We start from the raw sequence: 24,938 nt of genomic DNA, 5'->3' as shown, positions 1-24,938 counted from the left end.
TCAATGGTTTATTGACTCGATGCAAGCGTAGCCTTGGCTCCTTCAATAAACTGGGCAATGACATCTGGAGTACTGCCTTGACCGAAGGCGATCTGCTCGCTTGCGCTCTTGAAACTCGTGTCCACTTCAGCAAATCCTTGCGGGTATGGTGGGTCAATCTCACTGGAATGCTTCGATACGGTGTCGATAAATTGAAAAATGGTTTGCTCCGCTTCCGGCAGCGTTGGCTGCATCTGCTCACGAATGCTTGAGTTAACTGGCACACCACGTTCAGAACCAAGAATAGCGGTTGCTTCTGGATCATTCACCATGAAATCGATGAACATGGCAACTTCCTTCGGATGTTTGGTTTTGCCATAACCGGAGAGGAACTGGCCTGGCTTCAGGTATTCGCCAATTTGCTGCTCGTTAACACCATGCGGAAGCACTTGTATGCCAAGCTTATGATCCTGGTTTTTGTTCACCTGCTGGAATGTCAGCAATTGATTAGACCATGCAAAATCCATGGCAGCTGTACCCAGTGAGATTGGACGTGTCTCCAACGCATTCGTTGTGGATGCCGTGATCTCAGCTGTGGTCACTCCACCATTCTCGCGTAGTGAGCCCCACATATCGAACCATTGTTGAAGCTCCTCGCTGGTAGCAGTCATCGTCCCACCGTCGAACAATCCTTTCCCGGATTGCCGGATAAACACCTCGAACATGTTGGTTGTACCGGAAATGTCTGCAGATCCATAGAATCCCTCACCTTTGGCTGCGGCGATCTTCGTCGCAATATCCCCGAAATCCTTCCATGTCCAGCTCTCTTGCGGTTCTTCGATACCTAATTCCTGAAATACGGTAGCATCATAGATGACACCTGGTGCGTTAACTCCGAGGGTAATCGCATATAATTTATCGTCAATCGAACCGGCTGTAATCATGCTCTGATCATGATCCTCTGTCCGCAGGTCTTTACTCTCTGCAAACGGGGTCAGGTCAAGCAAGGCACCACGCCGGGCAAAGTCAGTCAGAAAAGCGTAATCCATCTGGATGATATCCGGTGCATTTGAGCCAGCTACCTGTGTAGTCAACTTGTCAAAATAACCGTCCCAACCGGAATATTCAGGCTTAATGGTAATACCCGGATGTTTCTCTTCAAACAATTGGATGACTTTGGTTGTCAGATCATGTCTAGTCTGTGATCCCCACCAGGTCATGCGTAGTTCAATCTTGCCTGAAGAGTCTCCTTCACCTTCACTTGCTTCACCAGAAGTAGCGGGTGTATCGGTTGCCCCTCCAGAACAGGCTGTAGCGAACAATAACAGGGACAGGCAGAACAGGGTTACCCACTTTTTCGTAATCATCATAAATGAATTTCCTCCCCTTCTCGCATATATGAAATCGCTTACAAAACCTATTGTATCGATCCATTGCTGCATATGACATAAACAAAAGTAAGCTTTCCTGTCAAAAAAGTAAGGAGTTATCGGAATCAAAAACCACCGGGAATGACATTCCCGGCGGTGATGTTCCCGTATCAGATATGATTACGGGTATACAAATGTAGTACGTAGAGCAGAAGTTAACGGGTTGGTATGGTAAAGATAGTATGAAAATCAGGCCATGACAGCTCTTTTACGGCCTCAGACTCGTTGGAAGAAGCGCGACGATCAGCCGTCATCACCATTGCGTTTCATATTAAGTATGGTCTGTCAGGAATGTGAGACTGCAGGTGAAGACACCCTGTGTTCAGCCAGATGTTTCTTCATTTTTGCCACTTCAGTTCCTGCCAGCATCATAATGCCAATTCCGTGATTGTCATTGGTGACGGTACGCAAGTCCTGATCATAATACTCTGCCGTAAACGCATATCTCGATCCGCTGCACACCCCATGAACGTTCCCTTGACGATCAATCGCTTTGCAGATAAGTCCCTTCCAAGCCCGCTCGGCAGCTGTGACGTAAACTTCAGGGTCTTTGAACCAGCCAAAGCGTACACCTCTCGCAAAACCATAGGCAAACATCGCCGTGCAGGAGGCTTCTTCATACGTCTTCGGATCATTCAACACCTGATGCCACAACCCACTTTCCTCTTGAAGTGCCGCGTACCCTTCACACAGCTCGTTGAAGAAATCAATTAGAGCCGGGCGCTCAGGATGCTCCGCAGGCAAAGCTTCCAATACCTCTGTCAAGGAAAACAGTGTCCAGCCGTTCCCCCGTCCCCATGGAATTTGAGTTGCCTGTCCGTATTTGAAATCATATACGTGAGACATAATCTTGAACTCAGGAATGAACAGATATTTTCGATACAATAAAAATTGTCTGGCGGCTTCATCCAGTGCGGATGAGTTTCCGGTCACCCGGGCATAACGAACAAGAAACGGCGTGCTCATATAGAGGTCGTCGGCCCACATGGTATTCTCGGCATACTCCCCTACGCATGTGCGATAAAACGCACCATCCTCCTGCCGCTCCAGGCGGGAAAGCATGAAATCCGCAATCCGTTCAGCAATCGGAAGAAACGTCGGTTCATGACAATCTGAATACGCTTCCATCATGGCTGAACCAAAAGAACCGCAGTTATCCAGCATTTTCAGCATGACCAATTGTTGATTGACTGCCGGGAAACCATACTGCTCCCGATCCCATAATGAGTACTCGTACATCTGGGTACATGCCTGCACATGCTCAGCCGCATAACGCGTAATATCTGGTCTCTGCAGATAACGCCCCGTCCGTAATAGACCATATACTGTGACACCCAATGGATAATCCCAGCGACCATAATTGGTCACACTGCCCACTGTCCATTTATTGCTTAACATGGCGTTTTCATAATAAGGTCTGATCCATGCATCTGGTCGATCTAAACGCCAGTACGTCTGTTCCAGCCCCGTTTGGTACACTCGGTCCGTTCGGGTCAGATCCCCCAAGTCCGGTTCAACCTCCGATTCAAAAGGTCCAACATATAACCAAGACTCTCCATTAGCACCATGCACACGCTGAGGAAGTTCCAGTGAAAGCGGCTTACCCGAAACGGTTGCGTTCAAATTAAAATGCCAAGGTCCCGCCGTATCATTGCATTCACTCCGAACAAGCAGGTCACTCCGTCCAAAAGAGGCTGGTACATCCACCTCGAACGGACCCGCTTCCTTCACTTGCGCCACAGGCTTGCCGCTAATCCATATACTCAGAGAACCGGAAGATTGACCTGACAGTCGCACCGGACTCCCGGTTGAATCGGTATTGTTCAGGTGAGTCCAAGCATAAGCGTGCCGTCCAGGAAGATGCCCGTATATTCTTTCCAGAGCTGGCTTGGTCTCATCCTCATCAGACCAGCCTGTCTCAGGCAGCCACTTCAAACTGTAATCTGCTTCTTTTCCCAATAGGTCCGGTTGTTTACTCGCGGTTCGGTTCGGTTGGGAGAACACCCATCCGGCTTGTCCCTGTCTCTCCTGGAATGGAGCAAATACATTCAAAATGCGCACTTTACCTTCATCTGATCCAAACTGGCAGCCAAAGCCGGCAGGCGTGTTTTTCATTTCCAGCCAAATGGTGTTCCAACCAGGCTTGATATCGATGCTGAGCTTCACCGTTGCGTCTGGACTAATCTCATCCATTACGGTTGAGCGATAGACCATCTGCTCATTGAAATAGAAACGAACAGGCCCATAACAGCGGACCAGTACATCCAGGTTTCGGTCCTCGTCCCCCCATACCAGCGCAGCTGCATAGGATATATGGTCTTTAGGTGCATCAGGAAAGCGTTTACCTAAATTCAGATCATAAAGCCCTTTTTCATTTTGCAAAATACCAGACTTCTGGAATACCCGATATACAAAATCAGCCTGTGCATTGGCTCCAATATATCTCTCGGCCAGTACCTTCAGCACCTGATCCTGATCTTCTCCAAATCGATAATACATGCTCTGCGGTTCACTGAAATAGGTCGTCATCGATGGCACACATCCCTCTCCCATTGAAATAAAGTCTTATATCATTTCATTCATACCATCCACACTGGAGCACCAAACTGATATATAGCAATAAAGTATAGCGCTTAACCTAGGTAGGTAATCCCCTTACCGGAAAATAGGTATGTCCCTTTGTGATCTTCTGAATAGCCGAATAATAATCCCAGTATAACTGACATGTTCGGTGGTGGCTACAGATTTTTGATTACGCTTACAATTTTATTGGATGTAGTCACTTTTTCTCTCCAGGTTAACTTAAATTTCAACAATGGTTTAAAAACGAGAAAACGTTACCGATATAGATAGTAGGCTGAAAAATTCCACTTTTTGTATCGGGAAGGAAAGATGAACATTGAATACTCTTGAATCTCTGGTAAATGCTATGCCTTTTGTTAGTCAAATGTTCCGCGACGACATATCCATATCCATTAATGATCATGAGAAAGTATTGTATTTTTCCGAAGCAAAAAGTCTGGAGATTGGCGTGAAGGTTGGGGATGAGCTGCATGATGATTATAAAAATTTCAAAATGCTCACCAACAAGGATTCACGTACCGTGGCACGCATGCCTGGTGATCTGCAAGGCAGACCCTTCGACGCCATTCTTATTCCCATTAAGGAAAACGATCAGGTCGTGGGTATATTGGGTGTGAACTACGCACTGGATAGTCACATGACACTGGAAACGCTGATCCGCGAAAATGAAACGACCATTAATGCGCTCGTCGGCGGCATTCAGCAGATCGCAGCACATTCGGAGGAACTTACCGCGACCTCGGAAGAGATTCTGCGCAACTCCAAAAAAGCTTCAGAGAACTCCGTCAGTGTATCTAAAGTAACAAACGTCATTCGTGAAGTATCGGAACAAACCAACCTCCTTGGACTGAACGCCATGATTGAGGCGGCTCGTGTGGGCGATCAGGGAGCCGGATTCGGTGTAGTTGCCAGTGAAGTACGCAAGCTGTCCGATCATACAAAACAAGCAGCGGCTGATATCGAAACATCCCTCGGTAGTGTGCAGGATTCCATGAAACATATGGAGCAGGAGATTGGTCAGATTACAACCGCAACAGTGGATCAGGCCAAGCTTGTTACCGAATTCATGGAAAGTATCGAACAGCTTAGTGAGACAAGCGCGAATCTGAAAAAGTTTGTACATCAGATGCTGGCGCTCGAATAACAATACAGTTCCACAACAGAAAGAACAAACCATATGAAATGTACATAGCAAATGATTTAGAATGTGAAAAGCCTCCGGCTACACTTCCCTTTACAGGAAGTCAGCGGAGGCTTTGTTTCGTATTTGAGGTGATATCCCACTTATAGTCAAATGACTATTATATTTCTACAGCGACGCCAAAATGGTCGGACACGACCGGCCCGTTTTTACCGTTCAAGACCACGGTGGAAGACTTGGCCTGGATTGGACGATTAGAGAAAATATAGTCGATCCGCAGATCGCGTTTGTTGTCTGCCCAGCCGGCTATGGCCTTGACCACGGTTGCTCCATCATCCTTTTGCAATGCTGTGGTATACAGGTCGTTCCAGCCTTTGCTCATCATATAATCATAGCCTTCATTACGTACTTCCGCGACATTATTGAAATCACCCATCATATATAACGGCTGATCCATGTAGGGGGCAAGCTTGCTCTCCGTCATCTCCCATTGTCCCTTGAAAGGTTCCTGCGCATCATCCCACCAGTTATAGTGTCCATTCACAAACCAGGTTGCTTCATCTTCAACGACCGTTTGGATTCCCACAATCTTGCGTGTACGGTAATTGTTATAATCCCGCATGTGCGACACGTATTCTCCAAAAGCCTGGGTAATCGGCGTCCGGCTAAGGATCGCCAGTCCTTCATCGTATTTTTGGAACCCAACATGAGCGGGAATCCACGTCCAGTAATATTGCTCTGTCAGCTGCTTGAGCAGAACATAGGCATAGTTGTCTTTTTTAATCACTGCATCGGGTTCAGTAGCATAATACATCTTCAGTTCTTCTTCAGAAAGCGCCGCTTCCTGCATGGACTGGTTAACCTCTTGCATGGAAATTACGTCAAATTGATGTGTATTGATAAAATCAGCCAGCTGACTGATCTTGTTCAGTTGATCTTCTTCCGCCCAAGCGTGTGTATTTAACGTAAGTATTTTCATATGCTCTCTCCTGTTGTTTGTAGTATAGCCGTTCCCCGGCCTGCATCGTTCCTGAAAGGAATACATACCATAAGCATACACAATATGGGGCAATCATGCATTCCGTCCGCTATCAGAACCGACGTGTTCATCCTGATTCTTGTTGGTCTAAAATAACTTCAAATTCTTCATAACCCATGCACGGATTGGCTCATAACTGATATGATGGATACATCAAATTCACACCATAACGTCATAGACGTGGTGATTACTGAACCTATGTTTACCCCAGGAGATGGAATGATGAACATACCCAATAACGTGAGAATGGATGATGCGCAGTGGCAACAGTTGATCAGGCAGGTTGCGGAGCATTTTAATAACCTAACGATCATGCGCGGATTCCAATATTATAAACAGAAACGTGTCGGACCATTAACCTATTCCGAACAACAAGGGATCTCGGCCGTTGTACAAGGATCGGAAGAATATGAGGTCACCCTGAGCATGCAATCTCTGTCTACCAGTCATTGTACCTGTCCGGTGAGTTCCGTATGCAAACATATGACTGCTGTATTGATGAGTTATGCCGAGCAACTGGAGCGACCTGTCCATGCCATTGTGAATGCACACTCCAGTACCGCACTCAAACAAACGACCAAACCCATCGGGGCCATGTCCGCAGGACTATCCAGTTACACAGAAGCCGATGAACAGCAGGATATGGACATTCCGGACAACCAATACAGCCAGATTAAGGAGCGTGCAACAGAGCTTGCTGATCTCGAAATTGCGGAATGGCACGAACTATTCCACTCCTGTCTGAGACGGCTGGGGACTGGCACAGCAAGCACATCCTACGTACAGGAAGCAACGGACGAGCTGTATGCCATTAAACCAAGGCTGAACGCTGCAATGGACCAACTTTTTGAACTACATGTGCAGCTGCACCTCATCCGATTCTGTGTGCCTCCGGCTCGTAACTCCATCACGCATACCCCCGTGTACTTGAGCTACCCTGCCCAGCTCGCGGTGGATGCACTTCAGAAAGACATTGAGCGGATCTTTAACCATCCTTTAGACCTGACAGGTCTAAAGGGAAACAAGCTTGAACAACTTTGGAACAGACTGGCCGAAACCTCAGCTTATTTACGCAAACAGATGATGCCTGAGACAGCCAGCATGATGTTCTTCACTCCGATCTATCGACAACTGTGGTTGAACTGGATCGTACCTGAACTTCAAGGGTCGCGGGACATGTTAGTGTCGGAACAGGTCATCTTAGATGATATAGAACGCAATATAACCGCCGCTTCGCCACCTTCACAGTCAGGTGGGAGTGTCTTGGGTAGCACTCAAAGTAATGGAAGTAGTAGTGATAGACCAGGCAAAGCCGTAACACTGCCCCTACCACTCATACTCGCGCAGAGCTGGATGCACTTCCATCTGGGGCAAGATGATCAGGCATGGCAGCGACTCATCCATGGAAGCTCGGCCTACGGTTTCCCGCCAGAACAACTGTTGCATTTTCTCCATGTACTCGCAGATTCGGCTGAGTGGAAGCGGCTTGGCGATTGGTTGGTACAACTTGGCCCCCTGCTGGCGAATCGGCGCAATACACCTTTGAATGATTACATGCATCTATGGGATACGGCCATTCAACATCTGCCCGATGCAGAGAACCGTATGTGGGACACGCTTGTCAGTATGCTTCCCCACTCCCGCCCCGCCTACGAGGATGCTATGCATTCGCGTGGACAGTGGCGCAGATGGATTGATTTTCAGCTGAGTACGGGAACGGAACCTCTCGAATTCCGCGTAGCGATGCTGCAACCAATCGAAAAAGATGCACCTGAGCTGCTGCTTCCCTTCTATCATCAGGCAGTGGAGCGTTATATCGGACACAAAAACAGGGACGGATACAAAGCAGCGGTGAAACTGCTGAAACGTCTGTCCAAAATCTATAAAAAGTTGAAGCAAGAAGCGCACTGGGAGCAATTCATCACCACACTCGCCGTTCGTAACAGTCGGCTGCGCGCCCTGCAGGAAGAGCTTCGGAAAGGTAAACTGATCTCATGAGCTTAATTCATCCTTACACTGAAACGATTGAGGTTCACGTCGCTTTAACTGGATATGGCGATGCATTGTTTTACGGAGCACTCAACACACACCACTTTGTACCGGGACAGTCGCTTAAGCAGCGATTGTTCGCTTGGCATGCGCCTTCCTTCTACGGTACCGAACTGGAAGTTCGGCAGATTGAGGAGATTGAGCTGGTTGTTCTGCCTGCGGAAGAAGTGATTCCCTTCTTTGCCGAGATGCATACCCTGCTTCATATTGAATGGAAATGGGATGAACAGGCTGAACATCTGATTCGATTGGCTCCCGCGCTCGCAGCATCTATCGAAAAACGCAAATACGTACCTAGCTTCGAGGCCTACCGTACAGGACAGCTTCAGTGGACCTGGGACCCGGATAGCTTGAAAAAGCAGGAGCGGGCATTGCTTACCAAGGCGATTCAACAGACCGACGAGAGTTATGCCGAAGGACTTGGGGCGACCTACTCTGCCTTCGTATTCCAACGCTGGTACAGTTCGGAGGAAGCTGCGACGGATTTGCGGCGTGAATTCCCGCAGTTGTTCCCAGAGCGTGGGACTCTTCCTAAGACAGCCGGAATGGACGCACAGTCCTGGCTCGTATCCATTGGCTGGAAAGCAGATGCCGCACCATTCAGGCCCATGCTGCAATTGCAGGAGCCGGACGAGGATGAGCCATCTTGGCGGCTGCGACTGGTATTGCAGAACAAGTTGGATGCTGCAGTATTGGTGCCCGTCATGCTGGATTCACGGGGCAGGCTTGAAGGGGAGTGGCCCGAGGTATGGACACCGTTCATTCTGGATCGCTCCTCCGGATGGCTGGATCAACTGCGTGCACATCTGCCGCGTCTCGGAAGCTCCATTAGCGGCAGGCGGGATGTGCTGAGTGATCCTTTGGGAGATCAGGAAGCCTGGCAGTTTCTGACGCAGGATAGCGGCAGGTTACTGGCGGCGGGCTGGCAAGTCCTACTTCCAGGTTGGTGGGAAGCAGCCCGTAAGAAGAAACCAAAGCTGCGTGCTAAGGTGCAGCCGGAGGAAGGCAGTGAACGGGGACAGTCGTTCTTTGGACTGGACTCGATTATTCATTTTGACTGGCGCATTGCGATTGGTGACACGGATCTTAGCGAAGATGAATTCGCCGACCTTGTTGCCCGTAATGAACGATTGGTTCGCTTCCGCGGAGAGTGGGTTCCACTTGATCCCGACCTGCTGGAACAGATACGCCGTGCCATGGGCGGTGTAGATCGGGAACAGGGACTCTCATTCCAGGATATTCTGCACCTGCATCTGCTGCACAATGAGCAACGGGAATATCGCAACCAGAAATGGAAGGAAGGACAACAAACCGAGGAAGAGCAGCAACCACAGGATGATCAGAACATTCGGCTGGAAGTAGAGCTGAATGAGCACCTGAACCGGGTTATTGCACAACTCGGGGGCGGACAAGGCGGCGCACCTTCCCTGTCCATTCCGACAGGGCTTCATGCCGAGCTGCGATCGTATCAGAAGGAAGGTTTTGCATGGCTTGGTTTCCTGCGCAGATTCGGACTTGGGGCATGTCTTGCCGATGATATGGGTCTCGGGAAAACCATTCAGTTCATCACGTATCTGTTACACATCAAGGATCATGAACCACGTAAGCCGGGAAAAGCCCCGGTACTTCTGATCTGCCCAACCTCGGTACTGGGCAACTGGCAAAAAGAGATTAGCCGCTTCGCACCCTCCATTAATGTCAGCCTGCATTACGGAGCACGCCGATTAAGCGGAGATGAATTCCGGGAGCAGACGGAGCAGGTGGACATTATCATTACGTCCTTTGCTACGGCTACACTAGATCAGGAAATGTTGCAGACTTATACGTGGTCATGCATCTGTCTCGATGAAGCGCAGAATATTAAGAATGCTCAGACCAAACAGTCCCTGGCTGTTCGCAGTTTCCCGGCGAAACACCGCATTGCCATGACAGGCACACCAATCGAGAATCGGTTGTCCGAGCTGTGGTCGATCTATGATTTTACCAATCCAGGATATCTGGGCAGTGCCCAGGCATTCCAGACTCGTTTTATCAGTGCCATAGAGAAAGATAAGGATGAGCAACGAATGCAGGATTTGCAGCAATTAGTGAAACCGTTCATGCTGCGCCGCAAGAAAAAAGATCCGAATATCCAGCTTGATCTGCCGGACAAAAACGAGATGAAGACTTACATTCACCTTACGGGCGAGCAAAGTGCATTGTATGACCAGTCCGTGCAGGCCCTGATGGATAAAATGAAAGAACTGGAAGGCATCAAGCGTAAAGGTGCAATTCTATCGGCGTTAACCCAGCTTAAACAGTTGTGTGATCACCCTCTGCTGTTAACAAAAGAAGCTTTGCCGGAGGAACTTCCCGAAGACGGTGCACTGACATCTGCTTATGACGTGTACAGTCCGCAAGATATGGCGATGCTGATTAGTCGCTCCGCGAAGCTAGAACGACTGATGGAACTTGTCCGTGAATTAAGGGACGAGGGCGAGCGATGCCTGATTTTCACCCAATACATCGGGATGGGTCAGATGCTGCAACAGGTACTGCGTCAGGAGTTGCAGGAGCCTGTGCTATATCTGCACGGAGGTACGTCCAAAACAGGGCGCGATCGTATGATTGAGGAATTCCAATCCCGCACACTACCTGAGGACAAACAGCCGTCCGTCTTCATTCTGTCCATCAAGGCAGGCGGTGTGGGATTGAATCTGACCGCAGCCAACCATGTCTTCCATTTTGACCGCTGGTGGAACCCGGCTGTTGAGAATCAAGCCACCGACCGGGCTTATCGGATGGGTCAGACCAAAGATGTTCAGGTGCATAAGTTCATCTCTCTTGGCACATTAGAGGAGCGGATCGACGAGATGTTGGAGAGCAAACAGCAGCTCAGCGATAACATCATCACAAGCTCCGAGAATTGGATTACGGAATTGTCGACGGATGAGCTGAAAGACCTGTTCACTCGGCGTCGTGACTGGTCGGGCTAACTTGGTAGAAGATTTACAGTACAAGCCAAACCCGGATTTCAGAGAAATCAAATAAATGAGAAATACAAAAAGAGCGAAGTTTCGGAATCTGAATTCCGGCTTCGCTCTTTTTGTGTTGCTGCAGTTAATCATCCGTTCTTAACGCATGTTACCGATGATAGATGATCTTGAATCCTGCATTTTTTTGACAAAGTTCGTCATGATATCAAACGCTTCATTGCGCTTGTTGGACATAGATTGCAGACGAAGCATGTCCATCTGTTGGGAATTGCTCGCAGCATCAATTTGGCCTTTCAGCTTTTGAACAGCTGCTTCATCCCCGTTTTGCTGGGCGATCTGCAATTGAGAGTTCAAATCCGCGATCTGTTGATTACGTTTCTGTACCTCCTGAATTTGCATTTGCAGTTGAGCATCCAATAATTTGGTACGTTCTTGTTGGACCATCATCAAAGCGGTTTCGATATCCATACTGCTAAAGTTGATAGGTGTTACGCCAGAGATATTGGAGACGGAAACTGTGCTCGCTGAAGCTGAAGAGACGATAGATACTGCAGCGAAAGCAGCAACTACGGATGAAGCGAAAAATTTACCTGAACGTTTCATGACTGTTCCTCCGAGTCCATATGTAATATGTACCAGTTTTTAAGTTGGTATCTTCCGTCATTCTAAATCAAAAGTACTAGTTGTTCAATCAAATTAACTTCAAATTTGAATTAATTTCGAGATCCCTTACACACGCCTACCTCCGCTTACAATATGAGTAAATTAAGTCGGGCATAATAAGTAAACGTGCATTCTTAAGAGGCATACTTACCACCACTTTGCTCCTTCTCCTTCGCATGAAAAGTTAAATTTGGTGAGCACCAATAAGCTCATAATTTTACTTTAGAAAATGGTTATGTTATATTTAATTATAGATTTTACACAATTTAATTTTGTGATATTAAATATAGATTAATGATATATACTTTACGGGAGGTTTTTATATGAAAAAGATACTGGTTGTTCTAACAAATGTGGATAAATACGCAACGAAGGACGAGCCTACCGGCTTGTGGCTGAGCGAAGCAACGCACTTTATTGAAGAGTTTGATCAAAACGAAAATGTTCAGATCGATCTGGTTAGCCCTAAAGGTGGTAACGTACCTCTTGATCCGAAAAGTCTGGGCGACTCTCTGGATGAGAGCACCAAAGCCTATTTCGAAAACGAAACGTTCATGAACCAATTGAAAAATACGTTGAAACCTAGCGAAGTAAACGCGAGTGACTACGATGCAATCTATTTCACAGGGGGTCACGGTACGATGTGGGATTTCCCGGACAATTCCGAACTTCAAGAGCTTTCTCGTGATATCTATGAAAAAGGTGGCGTTGTATCCGGCGTGTGCCACGGAGTTACAGCCCTGCTGAACGTGAAGCTGTCCAACGGTCTGCTTTTGATCAACGACAAAACCGTTTCCGGCTTTACGAATGAAGAAGAAGCATTGGCTCAACAAACCGAGTATGTTCCTTTCCTATTGGAAGATGCTTTGAGAGAACGTGCTGCACAATACGATAAAGCAGCTGCCTTCAGCTCTTATGTCACAACAGATGGCCGCGTGGTCACAGGACAGAATCCGCAATCTAGCAAAGCCGTAGCGGAAAGTGTTAAACAACTGCTGGGTCTGTAAAATATAGATGTACAAAGCAAAACAGCATGTGATCCGTCATGACCTGACAGAACACATGCTGTTTTTTTCTAGTGATTTGTCGAAGCAGAAGCTTCCGTCGCTGTTCCTCCAGCCAAACGCTTCACAATATAAGGAACGGTCACCGACGTCAGGATCACAGCAAATGCAATCTGAGCGATAGCTGTATCTACATAAGGTGCATACGCCGGATTGAATTCGGCAGCCATCGATGGCACGACCATGGACAATCCAGCAACCGAACATGTCGCAGCCGCTGCGTAACCGGGACGTCTTAATATCGTTCGATCGATCCCAATGAGCGGCAGCATGCAGATCAGCAAAAATAACACTGTGACCAACAAACCGGATAGACTGGATTGAAATGCAATACGCAAATCAATATTTGACCCAAAGCTTGTACCTAAAAAAGGCAGCAGAATCAGTGTTCCCGGAGCGAACATCTTCTGTATGTTGATATCCAGGTTACCAAGAAGTATGCCGATGAAAAAAGGTACTAGTGTAGCAAGGACACTAAGGTAATCAATACCAACACCGCTCGCCGAATTCAATATCAGAACCGGAATAACGGGTACGGCGATCAGATTCAGAATGCCAAACGCAGCACGATCCACATCATCTCCATACGTGTTCATCAAGGCCAGATATAGTCCCGGATTACAACTGGTCAGAACGGCAATGAAGGCTACCGCAGAAACTCCACCAACCCCACTTATGCCAAAAAAGTGTACAAACGCCCAGCCGAACAGGCAGCTGATGAGGATGCGTGAAATACAGAGCACCCCTGCTCTCTTCAAGGTCACCAGAAGCTGTGACAAGTTAAGCTGTGTTCCTGATATCAGTAAAATCATGCCGATCAGCACCATGGTACCTTTCGAAGTAAACAGCGCTGTTGTTGGATCCCCGATCTGAAAAAACGATGGAAACACCGTGTTGATGACCGCGGCGGCCAGCATAGGAACAATCAGCAAGCCGCCGGGGATTTTTTTGATACGATCCAGAATATTCATGCTCTATTACAATTCTGCTCCGTTGGTACGGATCACATTCTGATACCAGAAGAACGAATCCTTACGATATCTTTCGAGCGTACCATTGCCATAGTCATCCTGATCCACATAGATAAATCCGTACCGTTTGCTCATCTCGGAGGTCCCTGAACTAATCATGTCGATGGGTCCCCACATCGTGTATCCCAACACCTCGACGCCATCCGCAATGGCGAGTCCCATCTGTTCGATATGTTTGCTCAGGAAATCAATCCGGTATGGATCGTTGATCGTTCCATCTTCATTCAGCTTGTCGTAGAAGCCCGAGCTGTTCTCCAAAATGAAGACAGGCTTTTGATACCGATCATAGACGAGATTAAGCGTATACCGCAGGCCAATGGGATCAATCTGCCAGCCCCACTCGTTAGCGGGCAGATGCGGGTTTTTATATACACTGTGTACATTGCCTGCTGTTAGTTCGAGCTGCTCTGTATCACTGCTGGAAATCATCGAGTTGTAATACGACATCCCTACAAAATCAGCCGTGTGTGCGCGAATGCTATCCAGATCGCCATCCTCGATATTCAACTGGATCTCCTTGTTTTTGAAATACGTTTTACTATAGTAAGGGTACTCGCCTTTATTGAGCACATCGAGATAGAACTGATTTTTCATCTGATCATCCTGCTGCATCTGAAGTGCATCCTCCGGCTTGCAAGTGTAAGGATACGTTGTAAAATAAGCGACCATACTTCCGATCTGGTTATTCGGATCAATCTCATGTGCTATCTTGGTTGCTCTGGACGCAGCTACAAATTGATGATGCAGCCCCTGGAACAGCATTTCCTCATAATTGGCAGCATCATAATCAATGATTCCCAGCGTCTTGGCCGATGCTTTCACGCTCATGTTGATCTCGTTGAACGTCACCCAATATTTCACTTTGCCCTTGTAGCGATTAAACAGTACATCACAATAGTTCACATACAGATCGATTAATTTGCGGTTATACCATCCTCCGAACTTGTCCATCAGTACAATTGGCGTATCAAAGTGGCTGATGGTAATCAGGGGCTCCATGCCCTGTTTTAGACATTCATCAATCACCTGATCATAGAACTCTAGTGCCTTTTCGTTCGGAGCGGCATCGTCGCCACCTGGAAAAACTCTGGCCCATGAAATGGAATAACGAAATACTTTGAATCCCATCTCGGCAAACATGGCGATATCCTCACGGAAGTTATGATAAAAATCGATCCCCCGGCGCTTCGGATATTTCACGGTATCCGGGTCATTCCTGGCCTCTTCAATCATCTCCCAATTCACTCTGATCTGCTTGGTCACTTTGCGGTCGTTCTTCTCGTTAAACTTCATCACTTCTGGAATGGTCAGACTCTTGCCGTCGACATTATAAGCACCTTCCGCCTGACAGGCAGATAGTGCACCGCCCCATAAAAAATCTTTTGGAAAATTGGAATTCGTCATTTTAGTTTCCTCCTGTTATTACGTGTTATTAAGGTCTTATTTCAGGTTTTATGGGATCAGCTTAATTAAAGCTTCGCTCTCCCGGATTGGGCCGCTGGTCGCTGTGGTCAGTACGTCTCCATACTGTTGCATGTTGGTTACCACAATCGATGTAATGGTATTATAGCCTGCTGACGTAATGCCTTCTGGATCAAACTCTACTAATAAATCCCCAGCCTGGATTGTCTGTCCCTGTTCGATATGGGCGTTAAAATATTTCCCTTTCAGGCTGACCGTATCCACCCCGATATGAATCAGGATCTCAACACCATTCGCTGCCTTCAAACCGATGGCGTGTTTGGTGCGATAAAGCGCCTCGACTACTCCGTCAAATGGAGCGTATACCTTGCCATCTGTCGGAACGATTGCAATGCCTTTACCCATTAACTCTTGGGCAAATGCCTGATCTTCTACTTCAGAGATGGGTTTAATCTCCCCTGTCATTGGACTAACGATAAGCATGTCAGAAGACGTGGATGTCTGTGATGATACGGATGTTGGAGTTACCTCTGAGGCAACGATTGTCTGATTGCTATTTACTTTATTCGTAGCTTGCTGCTTCGATTTATTTCCATCTGTATCTTCCTTGATGCCAGCCAACAGCGTGAACACAAACCCGAGTACAACTGCGGCAATACAACCAATAACGACATACATGTAGCGATCAGAGGTATACGTGCCAATTGCCAATACACCTGGAAGTGAAATTGCATTCGCTGTTGTATGCACCAAGCTGTAGAATCCACCGACTAATCCACCTGCCAGGCAACCTGCGAAAAAGGGACGTTTGTATTTCAGCGTTACACCATAGATTGCCGGTTCGGTAATCCCGAACAACGCGGTGAATCCACTTGAAGCAGCGGCTGATTTCATCGTTTTACTCTTCGTTAGTACAAACACACCGAAGGCTGCTCCAGCCTGAGCCAAATTCGCTGCCAGTGCTGTTGGTAACAGCACGGTTGCACCCAGTGTAGCCACTTGTTGAACCTGAATCGGCATGATGGCATAGTGCATACCGAACATGACCATAATCGGTTTGAAAAATCCAAGAATCGCACCAGCAAGAACACCTGCAGTGGAGAACAATGAGTTGATGCCATTGGTCAACCAGTCACCGATATATGATCCTACTGGGCCAAGCACGATTAATTCCAGTGGAATCATAATGAACAAAACAATCATTGGGGTGAGCAAGACCTGCAGAAACTTGGGAATCACCCGATTGACGATCGGATACACATAACTCATAATCCATACAGCCAGAATGATTGGAATGACGGAAGAGGAATATTTCATCAACAGAATCGGCATGCCGAGAAAATCAATGCTATTCACACCCGTCTCAGCAATCTGAGCCGCAGCGTTCAAAATGGTTGGATGCATTAATCCCGCAGCAAGAGCTACCGCCAAATAGGGATTGGTTTTGAATCGGTTTGCTGCACTAACAGCCAGGAAGAACGGCATGAAGTAGAAAATACAGTCCCCAATCATGTTAATGATCGTCAGGAAACCGGAGCCTTCCAGGTATCCCATTGCAGTTATTACAGTAGCCAAACACTTGATCATCCCGCAACCAACAAGTGCTGGCAGAACAGGGGTGAATATACCTGCGATGGTTTCAAGCACGACATTGACGGGGTTGCGTCTCTTTTTCGGTCCACTGTCTGTAGACTCCGAAAGCTCGCCAATCTGGTCAGAAGTCAGATTCCTCACTTCACTGTAGACTGCATCTACCTTTGCACCGATGACAACCTGAATCTGTCCACCGGAATTTTGTGCCTTGAGTACGCCTTCAAGCTGATCCAGCGCCTTGAGGTCTGCTTTGTTATCATCCTTCAATACGAATCTCAAACGAGTTGCACAGTGCGTCAGACCCGATATATTTTGCTCGCCGCCAACAAGATCAAGTACGTTTTTAGCCAAATCTTTGTTGTTCATGACCCTTCTCCTCTACATCTACTGAAATAGTTATATAAAAAATGACCAAGCCGGGGAATCGTCATTCCCTACGCTTGGTCATGCCTGATCGAATCAGTAACAGTCCAATATGGATTATTTGGTTAGTTCGAGATTAATCGTTGGATATGCAGAATCAGATATAACTTTTCATCATCTGAACAGGTCCAGCCGTAATTGTTTTTCAAGAAATCAGCAATCTTCTCCACACAAGCAAGTTCCTTCGGAAACTTCTCCTTCACCATCAGGAATAGCGATTCATTCTCGTCTTTGAGCGACTTACCGCTCATCTGCCGCATGATGAAATATCTGATATGTGTAGCAAATCGCATAAAGTGAATGGAGTCTTCCTGAAAATCAATTTTGAGAGCATATTTGATCACCGATAGGATCTCGCCCGTGACTGTGGTTACCTTGGTGGTATCCGTCATCTCTCCGGAGCCGACCTGTGCATTAACAAAGTGCAGAGCAATCAGCGTCGTTTCGGCTGTCGGCAGAGTGATATGCATTTTTTCCTGAATCAGCTTCAGCGCAGCCTCCCCCACCCGTGTCTCGTCCGGATAGAGTGTTCGCACTTCCCATTCCAGCGGATTTTTGATACTGATCCCTTCTCTGGTTCGGGTTAACGCAAAACTGATATGGTCGGATAGGGTGAGAAGCAGGTTCGGATTAAACTGTTTATTCAGAATCTGACTGCCCAGCTTGATCACTTCCTCCGCGAGATAAATATCCTCAATCGGAATGCTGTTCAGTAGGTCATACATACGGATATTCTTCGGTGCTACGAAAATTTTCTCCACCAAGTCCGTCTCCGTCAGCTCATAGGGCGTTTTCAGAAATCCTACCCCTTTACCTACGACAAATACTTCTTCATTGTTATCATTAATGGCAATCGCCACGTTGTTATTCACTTTCTTAATAACCTTCAATGTCCTCACCCCCCGATGAAAATAAAAAAAGACCGAAAGCGATTACAGTTAAATAATCGAATTCGGTCATGCCTGGTTCGCCCAGTAACAGTCCGTGTTATGAATATATGTATTATTATAGGCCTGTTCACAAGAATGTCAATCCTCCTTTATCAGGGAATACATGCCTCTGCATAGCAGATGAAAAAAGTAATGCGCTATGGTACAATGAAGGAATTGTGTATTCACAGACAGACAAGTGGGTAAAGGTGCTGAATCGATTGTTGATTCGTGCTCTTTATCCATGATTATGCTGCCATTCTAGGGAGGCTTATGGAACAACCATGCTCATTATTGGTATCGCCGGAGGAACCGGCTCCGGTAAAACGACGGTAGCTCGCTCCGTCATAGACCGTCTGGGATCAGGTAAGGTCACATTTATATCCCAAGACAATTATTACAAAGACCAGTCGCAGCTCACACCTGAGCAACGTCGACTCACCAATTACGATCACCCGTTTGCATTCGATAATGATCTGTTGATTGAGCATCTCACCCTGTTGAAAAAAGGCCAAGCGGCGTATGCTCCCGTATATGACTTCACCATAGATAACCGTGCTGCCAATGAGACGGTTGAACTGGCACCGAACCATATTGTCATTGTAGAAGGATTGCATGTGCTGATCGACGAACATCTGCGCAGTCTGATGGACATCAAAGTATTTGTTGATACTGATTCCGACGTGCGGATTTTGCGGAGAGTACTGCGAGATATTGAAGAACGCGGACGCACGATTCAATCCGTATACAAACAATACCTCGAAACGGTAAAACCGATGCACGATGCTTTTATTGAGCCATCCAAAAAGTATGCCGATATCATTATTCCAGAAGGCGGACATAATGAAGTAGGCATTCAAATGTTATCCATCCTCACCGAGAAATACCTCACCGGAGAGAATTGGAATGGGGCTTAACTAGCTGCAAAGCACCACAACAGAAATCCAGGTTACGATACAGCGTAATCTGGATTTTTTGTTGATTTTTCATTTATAATAGTTCCCAATAGTTGAAAGGAGATCTACCCCTATGGCTACTTTTGAAGAGTTCATGCAACATGACATCCGGGTTGGTACAGTGGTGGAAGCTGAACCCTTTCCGAAGGCTCGCATTCCCGCTATTAAAATGACGATCGACTTCGGACCACTTGGCCTGAAACGTTCCAGTGCTCAGATTACCCAACGCTATACGCCTGAAATGATGATCGGCAAACAGGTCGTTGCTGTAGTTAATTTCCCACCCCGGCAGATTGCCGGTTTTGTCTCTGAAGTACTCGTGCTCGGTGGCGTGCCTGGTGAAGGCGATGTTGTCTTGCTCACATCGGATAGTCCATTGCCAAATGGAACACCGATAGCCTGAGTTTATTTTGAGTTCGAAGAATATGGGCTTTTCAAATGTTTGGAAATCGAGTATTCTTGATGTATTGATTATTGAATTGACTATTGAAGGAACTACATATGTTGGAGACCTTAAAGCATAAGGCTATGAATCTACGGATTCGTGGCCTTTTTTTGTGTTTTTTGGAGGGAATATAGGTCTGGAGAAGCAGTAAGAGTTCTATGCAGAGGAGGAATTTTGTTGATAAATCATACCAACAGCCTAGTTATACATGGTAGAATATTGATTATTATTACAAATTTAGTATCTAGTAGCCTGAACAGTACATATCAAGGAGAGAAATTCACAAATGAGAGGAGTAAGTTTCATGAGAAAAATGATGATTTCCGGCGTAACGGCATTGGCTTTATTAACAGGGGGTATCGTAGGTGTTGGAGGCGTTGGAGGCGTTGGGGGTTCTGTAGAAGCCGCACAAGCCACAACTAAATTCAAAGACGTTCCGGCTACACACTGGGCATCTTCAGCAATTAATTCGGCCGTAGAACAAGGGTATTTCAAGGGATATGCCGACGGGACATTTAAACCAAGCTCACCTGTCACCAAAGCTGAAATGGCAAGTATCCTGGGACGTCTATCCGACCAGCCTAATGCATCAACACAAGAACAAAACAATTTCACGGACATACCCGAGTGGGCAAAAAGCGGTGTCTCTATTGCTATAGCGAAAGGTTTTATCAGCCCTTCTAATTACAAGGGGAAACTGGATGCACAAAGTGCTCTTCAACGAGGCGAAATGGCAACGTGGTTGACACAAGGATTAACCGTGGTTGATCCTGAATACAAACAAGCACTCTCTGATGTGACAAACACCGTTGTGCCTGCAAAGGAATATTTCACAGGTAAACTCGCAAGCGCTCAAAAAAATGCAGTAGCCGTTGCCCTGGGAACGGGACTAATGAGTGTAGCAAACGATAAAACATTTGGCGTTGATCGTACCACCACTCGGGCGGAAGTTGCTGTGTTGATTGCCCGTTATGCAGCAGTTGCCAAGACAAAACCTGGCGATTTTCAAGGTTTAAATGAGCTGCGAGCAGTGGGTTTGACCGGTACGAATTTGAGTATTATTGCGCCATCGTACAAAAAAACACCTGAGAAAAAGGTTAATCCTAACATTGACTATGATTCTGTAACAGAGGATTTTTCAAAAATAAGAAATAAAAATCTCGTAACACTAACAAATTATTCCGATCTCAAAATCCACAATTGGATTGTTGTTAGTCCTTATGCAGTAGGAGCAAAACGGAGCATTTATTATCCCGTATTTGTTGATGAAGGAGTTATTACAACTTTACGAGGTGCCTATCACTCATTTGTCGAATTTGAATTAAATATTAAAAGTTCATCTATGAATCAGTTACAAGCTGGAAGTCTATTAAACTCAAGTGCTGTTGATCCTCTTCTTTCCCCAAAAACAAAAACTAGTGCTTCATTTGGAATACCGACTAATATTGAATTTCTAAAAAGTAAAGGAGTTTTCACTGTCAAAGATCCTGTATTCTGGGGAGATGGACTACTACATTTCGATAAAGCTCTGATTTCTGCAATTACCCTCACAACTAAAGAGGGAGTTACATTTAGTGTGATCGATAATAAATAAGGATGGGATGATTTTGGCATTAAAAAGTAATTTAAGTCGATTTCTTGTAGTAGCCTTTACAATAAGTGCATTATTAGCCCCCTTTTCAACGATTGAAGCTGGCGGGGGGCCAGGCACTAAAGAAGAAGTTAAACCATTTCACATGGAACCCTCAGGACCAGCAAAGTCCCAGAAGAAAGTTATTCCTCTTGAAGGCGAAGCAAAAACAAATCTTGGTATCTACATCTTTCAACTCGATAATTTGGATTGGAGGGTAGAAGGTCGGTGTAACGGCATTGATTTACTTAATGATAGTTCAACTAACCTACCTAGATCATCCAGAGTATGTGTACAATTAGATCTCGATAAAGATGTATACAAACCAACAGAGTACAAGGATAAAAACAATGAGCAGCCCCCTTCATCTACAATAACTGAAAGATCAAAGAAACCGCACTACATGGACAACACTAGCTATTATAGAATTGGAGATCCAATTTTGATTTCTGTAGATGAATTCGATGGATTGAGCACCAAATTCCAAATGCAAATTGGGGGCGCAATCGCCCCTACTGCTTCAAGAGAGTATAACCCTCCGAAATGGTCAGCGGACTACATTTTCAGAACTGATCTTTATTGGAAGGCATTGGCTGAAATAACCAAAGAGATCAACCTTACCGCTGGCGGACAACTTAACTTGAACCAGTCCAAACAACTTAATGCAACTGTTAAAACCAAAAACGGAGATGGAAACTTTGGTGCGGAGACCAATGTTAACACCGGTAGCGGTGGTACAACTACATGGGAATCATCCAATCCTGGTGTCGCTACCGTTAGTAATTCTGGGTTAGTCCGAGCTGTCAGTAGGGGAACTACAACAATAACCGTACTGTGGAAGAAAGATGGATTTGAGTTAACTACCACAACAAACATCGGTGTTGAAGAGAATCCAGGTACTGGCGGGGGCGACGGTAACGGAGGCGGTGGTGGAGGTTGCACTCCAACAATTGGTCCACCTTCTGCTGGAACCATCATGAGTATGAATGATCTTGATCCAAGTGCCAACGGTGTAATTAAGTCAGATAACAGAGATAATGAGACATTCAATGTGTTGAAAGGAATCCCTACTTCTGAATCACTCTACACGAATGCCTTTGCTGACAATTACCTGTTTAAACAAGCCTGGGCCAAAATGAGCGGTAAAGTTACATACAACTGTAATATCACAATCTCTTACGACAGAGAATGGACGGTACCTGGACCAGAAATATGTGATGATGATGGTTGTACACCAGGACCGCCTGTACCCGCGAATGACACGGTACCCAAGCCATACACTTTCCAAATCACAAGAGACTACTCCTACTGGAAAATTAACAATCTGGAAGTATATAAGATCGCTAAAGCAACCATGAGCAATTACGCTTTGCCCGGAGAGACCGTTACGATGAGTCCAACAGGATACACACCACCAACACTGGAATCTAAAAATGATGAATCCGTAGAAAGCCATGTACGACCAGGGCAAACCACTTCAATCTCATATACTCCACCTAAATTAACAGGTGGCTTGAACCTTCCTCCCAGTGTGCCTGATGATACATCACGGTTAAAAGGAATGGCTGAGTCCAATACACCTCAAAGTAAAGTGAATAATGATCTAGTGAAATTCAACAGCACAACCATTATGAATGATGTAGAAACAACCAAAGATGGCCCCACGCCATCCAACATTCCTAATCCAACGACGATAGGTCGTGATGTGCTGTACAAACCCGGCAACATGATCAGCAAATCCCTGCTGAATAAAGCAAACACCACAAGCTCGGGTGAGATCTATTATGATCTTCTACCGGGTAACGTGAATGGCGGCGCCAACAAAATATTGCCGATTAACGGCATCAACACCGTCACAGTGCATACTCCTGTCGTCAACTACGCCTGGGTGTCGGATGATCAGCCGCATAATCAGAAAACCGTACCGGACCCAACCAGCGCTGCACTCATTCTGGAACGCCCGTTCATTGTGCGAATCCCTACAGCGGGACAGCACTTGGACGCAACAAGTTATCCCGGTTATGGAAATCGGGACTATGCCAAATATTTTCGAATCAAACAGGTGCAATTCCCGTTTGATGTCTATAACGCTGACCGGAGTCAGTTTATCCCTGCCAAGACATGGGTCGATATTCCGGTCAATAAACTGGACACCACATTCTATCTCCCTGTATGGGTAGACGAAGGCAAGTATCACATTGCATTCCGCAATATTGCAGAGAATGCACCTGCAAACTTTACTGAGCAACAGGATGCCAATACCAATTTGGCACATCATGTTGCAGCGGACACCGTACCCGTAGATGTCATCGGAAGGTTATATGATTTTCACGTCACTGATATCTCCGATTACAACTGGGAAAATGTATTTCGCAAGCGATTGGGCAGTCCCGAACCAACAGGCTATAGCTACTGGACTGGGATGAATAGCATTGATGGTGATCCACGAGGTAATCTGGCTCCATTTGTATTGCCCATCCGACCAGGAAGCCATCCGGTGCAGGGATTCGCTAACGCGACTGTGAAGACAGGGTACCATTTCAAGTTCGATCTGAAGACCAAGGGCAATATGTTTGGCAAACAGGATGGTATTCGAATTACACCCACTTTTGCTTTTGTGAGTAAAGACGGGTCCTCCCGGCAAGAAGTGGATCTGTACTACCATCGAGGCCAGGAACGCCTAATCCGTATCGGATCGGCTCAGGATCTGGAGAAACGCTTTGTTGTCCTGAACTCACGTCTTCGAAATGTACCCGGTACAGAGTTAGGCGATACAGCGCGTTATCAGTATACTTATGAACTGACAGCGGAAGAACGCAACCAGCGTACGTTGGCAGAACATATGGTTCGCCTGGTCGATCAGACTTCTCATCAAAAAACATGGATAGGTCGTTATGACTGGATGATCCTGTCTGCTCCAATTCGGACACTCATCGGACCTAAAACGGGCATTCCTTCCGGGGTCAACGTGGACCGGGCCAATGCAGCAATCCAGCGTTGGTACGGGGAGTACAGCTTGCCGGCCGATGTATATGCCGTACCAAAAGGTACGGATCTCGAACCCCTCGCCAGACAAAATCAGCTGGATGAGAAATCGAAGATTTTTCTAAAGAATGGCTATATCGTAGTCAGCTTCAACATGGAGAGCCTGCGGAATGGAAATACAGAGGCGCCCCATCTGCAATACATTCATGCACCGCTGATGAATCAATGGCAGATGGAAGGTTTCAACAACACGCCAACTGACAGCCAAGGTAGAACCTGGCCGCTGAAGGATGGCGATATTGTCTTTTACCATGCTGATCAGTCCAGCCGGAACGATTTCCAATCCCAAGTACCACACTAGTTTGAATCACCCAAGTCAATACAACTGACTAGGCAGATGTAGACAACTACATGTGGACAGAAGAGTCTTATGCGGTGTACCTCTCCAAAATAAGACTGACTGTATTTATAGCGATAATAACCCAATAAAGCAATCAATAATTGTGTGATGAAATAGCTACGAAGTGTCAGATAAAATACTATGCAGCCGGTGTACTGATTGATATAGGTGTATTAAACGACATACGATGAAGCATTCACA

16 protein-coding genes are annotated in these 24,938 nt (G+C 46.4%); 8 read left to right on the top strand and 8 right to left on the bottom strand.

Annotated elements, in window-relative coordinates:
• Window positions 1-8: 8 nt before the first annotated feature.
• Both OM416_RS30260 and OM416_RS30255 read right to left on the bottom strand, forming a co-directional pair.
• Window positions 9-1,349: an ABC transporter substrate-binding protein gene (locus tag OM416_RS30260; protein ID WP_264935642.1), complete on the bottom strand. Its 1,341-nt coding sequence runs from the start codon at window positions 1,347-1,349 to the stop codon at window positions 9-11.
• Window positions 1,350-1,694: 345 nt separating this feature from the next.
• Window positions 1,695-3,938 (bottom strand): glycoside hydrolase family 105 protein, encoded by a 2,244-nt coding sequence (locus tag OM416_RS30255; RefSeq protein WP_264935650.1) that lies wholly within the window; start codon window positions 3,936-3,938, stop codon window positions 1,695-1,697.
• A gap of 370 nt (window positions 3,939-4,308) precedes the next feature.
• On the opposite strand from OM416_RS30255, the gene OM416_RS30250 reads away from it, so the two are divergent.
• Window positions 4,309-5,136: a methyl-accepting chemotaxis protein gene (locus OM416_RS30250; protein ID WP_264935641.1), complete on the top strand. Its 828-nt coding sequence runs from the start codon at window positions 4,309-4,311 to the stop codon at window positions 5,134-5,136.
• Between the two features lie 157 nt (window positions 5,137-5,293).
• Here OM416_RS30250 and OM416_RS30245 read toward each other — a convergent pair whose 3' ends face one another.
• Window positions 5,294-6,112: an endonuclease/exonuclease/phosphatase family protein gene (locus OM416_RS30245; RefSeq protein WP_264935640.1), complete on the bottom strand. Its 819-nt coding sequence runs from the start codon at window positions 6,110-6,112 to the stop codon at window positions 5,294-5,296.
• 279 nt (window positions 6,113-6,391) lie between these two features.
• Here OM416_RS30245 and OM416_RS30240 point away from each other — a divergent pair, with 279 nt between their 5' ends.
• Window positions 6,392-8,170 (top strand): SWIM zinc finger family protein, encoded by a 1,779-nt coding sequence (locus OM416_RS30240; protein WP_264935639.1) that lies wholly within the window; start codon window positions 6,392-6,394, stop codon window positions 8,168-8,170.
• Window positions 8,171-8,175: 5 nt separating this feature from the next.
• Window positions 8,176-11,196 carry a DEAD/DEAH box helicase gene (locus OM416_RS30235; protein ID WP_264935649.1) on the top strand — a complete coding sequence of 1,007 codons (3,021 nt, stop codon included), beginning with the start codon at window positions 8,176-8,178 and terminating at the stop codon, window positions 11,194-11,196.
• A 138-nt stretch (window positions 11,197-11,334) separates the two neighbouring features.
• Here the strand turns inward: OM416_RS30235 and OM416_RS30230 are convergent, their stop codons facing one another.
• The gene (locus OM416_RS30230) at window positions 11,335-11,799 is read right to left on the bottom strand and encodes a hypothetical protein (protein ID WP_264935638.1); all 465 of its coding nucleotides are present in this window, start codon (window positions 11,797-11,799) and stop codon (window positions 11,335-11,337) included.
• A 383-nt stretch (window positions 11,800-12,182) separates the two neighbouring features.
• On the opposite strand from OM416_RS30230, the gene OM416_RS30225 reads away from it, so the two are divergent.
• Window positions 12,183-12,866 carry a type 1 glutamine amidotransferase domain-containing protein gene (locus OM416_RS30225; protein WP_264935637.1) on the top strand — a complete coding sequence of 228 codons (684 nt, stop codon included), beginning with the start codon at window positions 12,183-12,185 and terminating at the stop codon, window positions 12,864-12,866.
• Window positions 12,867-12,934: 68 nt separating this feature from the next.
• Here OM416_RS30225 and OM416_RS30220 read toward each other — a convergent pair whose 3' ends face one another.
• From OM416_RS30220 to OM416_RS30205, 4 genes are all read right to left on the bottom strand, one after another.
• Window positions 12,935-13,894 (bottom strand): 2-keto-3-deoxygluconate permease, encoded by a 960-nt coding sequence (locus OM416_RS30220; RefSeq protein ID WP_264935636.1) that lies wholly within the window; start codon window positions 13,892-13,894, stop codon window positions 12,935-12,937.
• Window positions 13,895-13,900: 6 nt separating this feature from the next.
• Window positions 13,901-15,358: a glycoside hydrolase family 1 protein gene (locus OM416_RS30215; protein ID WP_264935635.1), complete on the bottom strand. Its 1,458-nt coding sequence runs from the start codon at window positions 15,356-15,358 to the stop codon at window positions 13,901-13,903.
• 48 nt (window positions 15,359-15,406) lie between these two features.
• A complete protein-coding gene (locus OM416_RS30210) occupies window positions 15,407-17,335 on the bottom strand; it encodes a beta-glucoside-specific PTS transporter subunit IIABC (protein WP_264935634.1) in 1,929 nt (642 codons plus the stop codon).
• A gap of 122 nt (window positions 17,336-17,457) precedes the next feature.
• The gene (locus OM416_RS30205; protein ID WP_264935633.1) at window positions 17,458-18,291 is read right to left on the bottom strand and encodes a PRD domain-containing protein; all 834 of its coding nucleotides are present in this window, start codon (window positions 18,289-18,291) and stop codon (window positions 17,458-17,460) included.
• A 314-nt stretch (window positions 18,292-18,605) separates the two neighbouring features.
• Here OM416_RS30205 and udk point away from each other — a divergent pair, with 314 nt between their 5' ends.
• The 4 genes from udk to OM416_RS30185 all read left to right on the top strand — a co-directional run bounded on the left by udk (window position 18,606) and on the right by OM416_RS30185 (window position 24,698).
• The gene (udk, locus tag OM416_RS30200) at window positions 18,606-19,238 is read left to right on the top strand and encodes a uridine kinase (protein ID WP_017691162.1); all 633 of its coding nucleotides are present in this window, start codon (window positions 18,606-18,608) and stop codon (window positions 19,236-19,238) included.
• A gap of 112 nt (window positions 19,239-19,350) precedes the next feature.
• Window positions 19,351-19,680 (top strand): chaperone CsaA, encoded by a 330-nt coding sequence (csaA, locus tag OM416_RS30195; RefSeq protein WP_264935632.1) that lies wholly within the window; start codon window positions 19,351-19,353, stop codon window positions 19,678-19,680.
• A gap of 346 nt (window positions 19,681-20,026) precedes the next feature.
• Window positions 20,027-21,316 carry an S-layer homology domain-containing protein gene (locus tag OM416_RS30190; protein ID WP_264935631.1) on the top strand — a complete coding sequence of 430 codons (1,290 nt, stop codon included), beginning with the start codon at window positions 20,027-20,029 and terminating at the stop codon, window positions 21,314-21,316.
• 478 nt (window positions 21,317-21,794) lie between these two features.
• The gene (locus tag OM416_RS30185) at window positions 21,795-24,698 is read left to right on the top strand and encodes a DUF5704 domain-containing protein (protein WP_264935630.1); all 2,904 of its coding nucleotides are present in this window, start codon (window positions 21,795-21,797) and stop codon (window positions 24,696-24,698) included.
• The last annotated feature ends 240 nt before the right edge of the window (window positions 24,699-24,938 follow it).

The organism is Paenibacillus sp. LS1 (assembly GCF_026013365.1).
Taxonomy (GTDB): Bacteria; Bacillota; Bacilli; order Paenibacillales; family Paenibacillaceae; genus Paenibacillus.
Note: the sequence above shows the minus strand (reverse complement) of the source record. Positions and strands in the feature narration are given on the sequence as shown.

Coding starts and splice junctions, on each gene's coding strand:
- OM416_RS30245 (WP_264935640.1), bottom strand. CDS start 6,112: ATGAAAATACTTACGTTAAATACACACGCTTGGGCGGAAGAAGATCAA.
- OM416_RS30230 (WP_264935638.1), bottom strand. CDS start 11,799: ATGAAACGTTCAGGTAAATTTTTCGCTTCATCCGTAGTTGCTGCTTTC.
- csaA (WP_264935632.1), top strand. CDS start 19,351: ATGGCTACTTTTGAAGAGTTCATGCAACATGACATCCGGGTTGGTACA.
- OM416_RS30225 (WP_264935637.1), top strand. CDS start 12,183: ATGAAAAAGATACTGGTTGTTCTAACAAATGTGGATAAATACGCAACG.
- OM416_RS30190 (WP_264935631.1), top strand. CDS start 20,027: ATGAGAAAAATGATGATTTCCGGCGTAACGGCATTGGCTTTATTAACA.
- udk (WP_017691162.1), top strand. CDS start 18,606: ATGCTCATTATTGGTATCGCCGGAGGAACCGGCTCCGGTAAAACGACG.
- OM416_RS30210 (WP_264935634.1), bottom strand. CDS start 17,335: ATGAACAACAAAGATTTGGCTAAAAACGTACTTGATCTTGTTGGCGGC.
- OM416_RS30220 (WP_264935636.1), bottom strand. CDS start 13,894: ATGAATATTCTGGATCGTATCAAAAAAATCCCCGGCGGCTTGCTGATT.
- OM416_RS30255 (WP_264935650.1), bottom strand. CDS start 3,938: ATGACGACCTATTTCAGTGAACCGCAGAGCATGTATTATCGATTTGGA.
- OM416_RS30260 (WP_264935642.1), bottom strand. CDS start 1,349: ATGATGATTACGAAAAAGTGGGTAACCCTGTTCTGCCTGTCCCTGTTA.
- OM416_RS30240 (WP_264935639.1), top strand. CDS start 6,392: ATGATGAACATACCCAATAACGTGAGAATGGATGATGCGCAGTGGCAA.
- OM416_RS30215 (WP_264935635.1), bottom strand. CDS start 15,358: ATGACGAATTCCAATTTTCCAAAAGATTTTTTATGGGGCGGTGCACTA.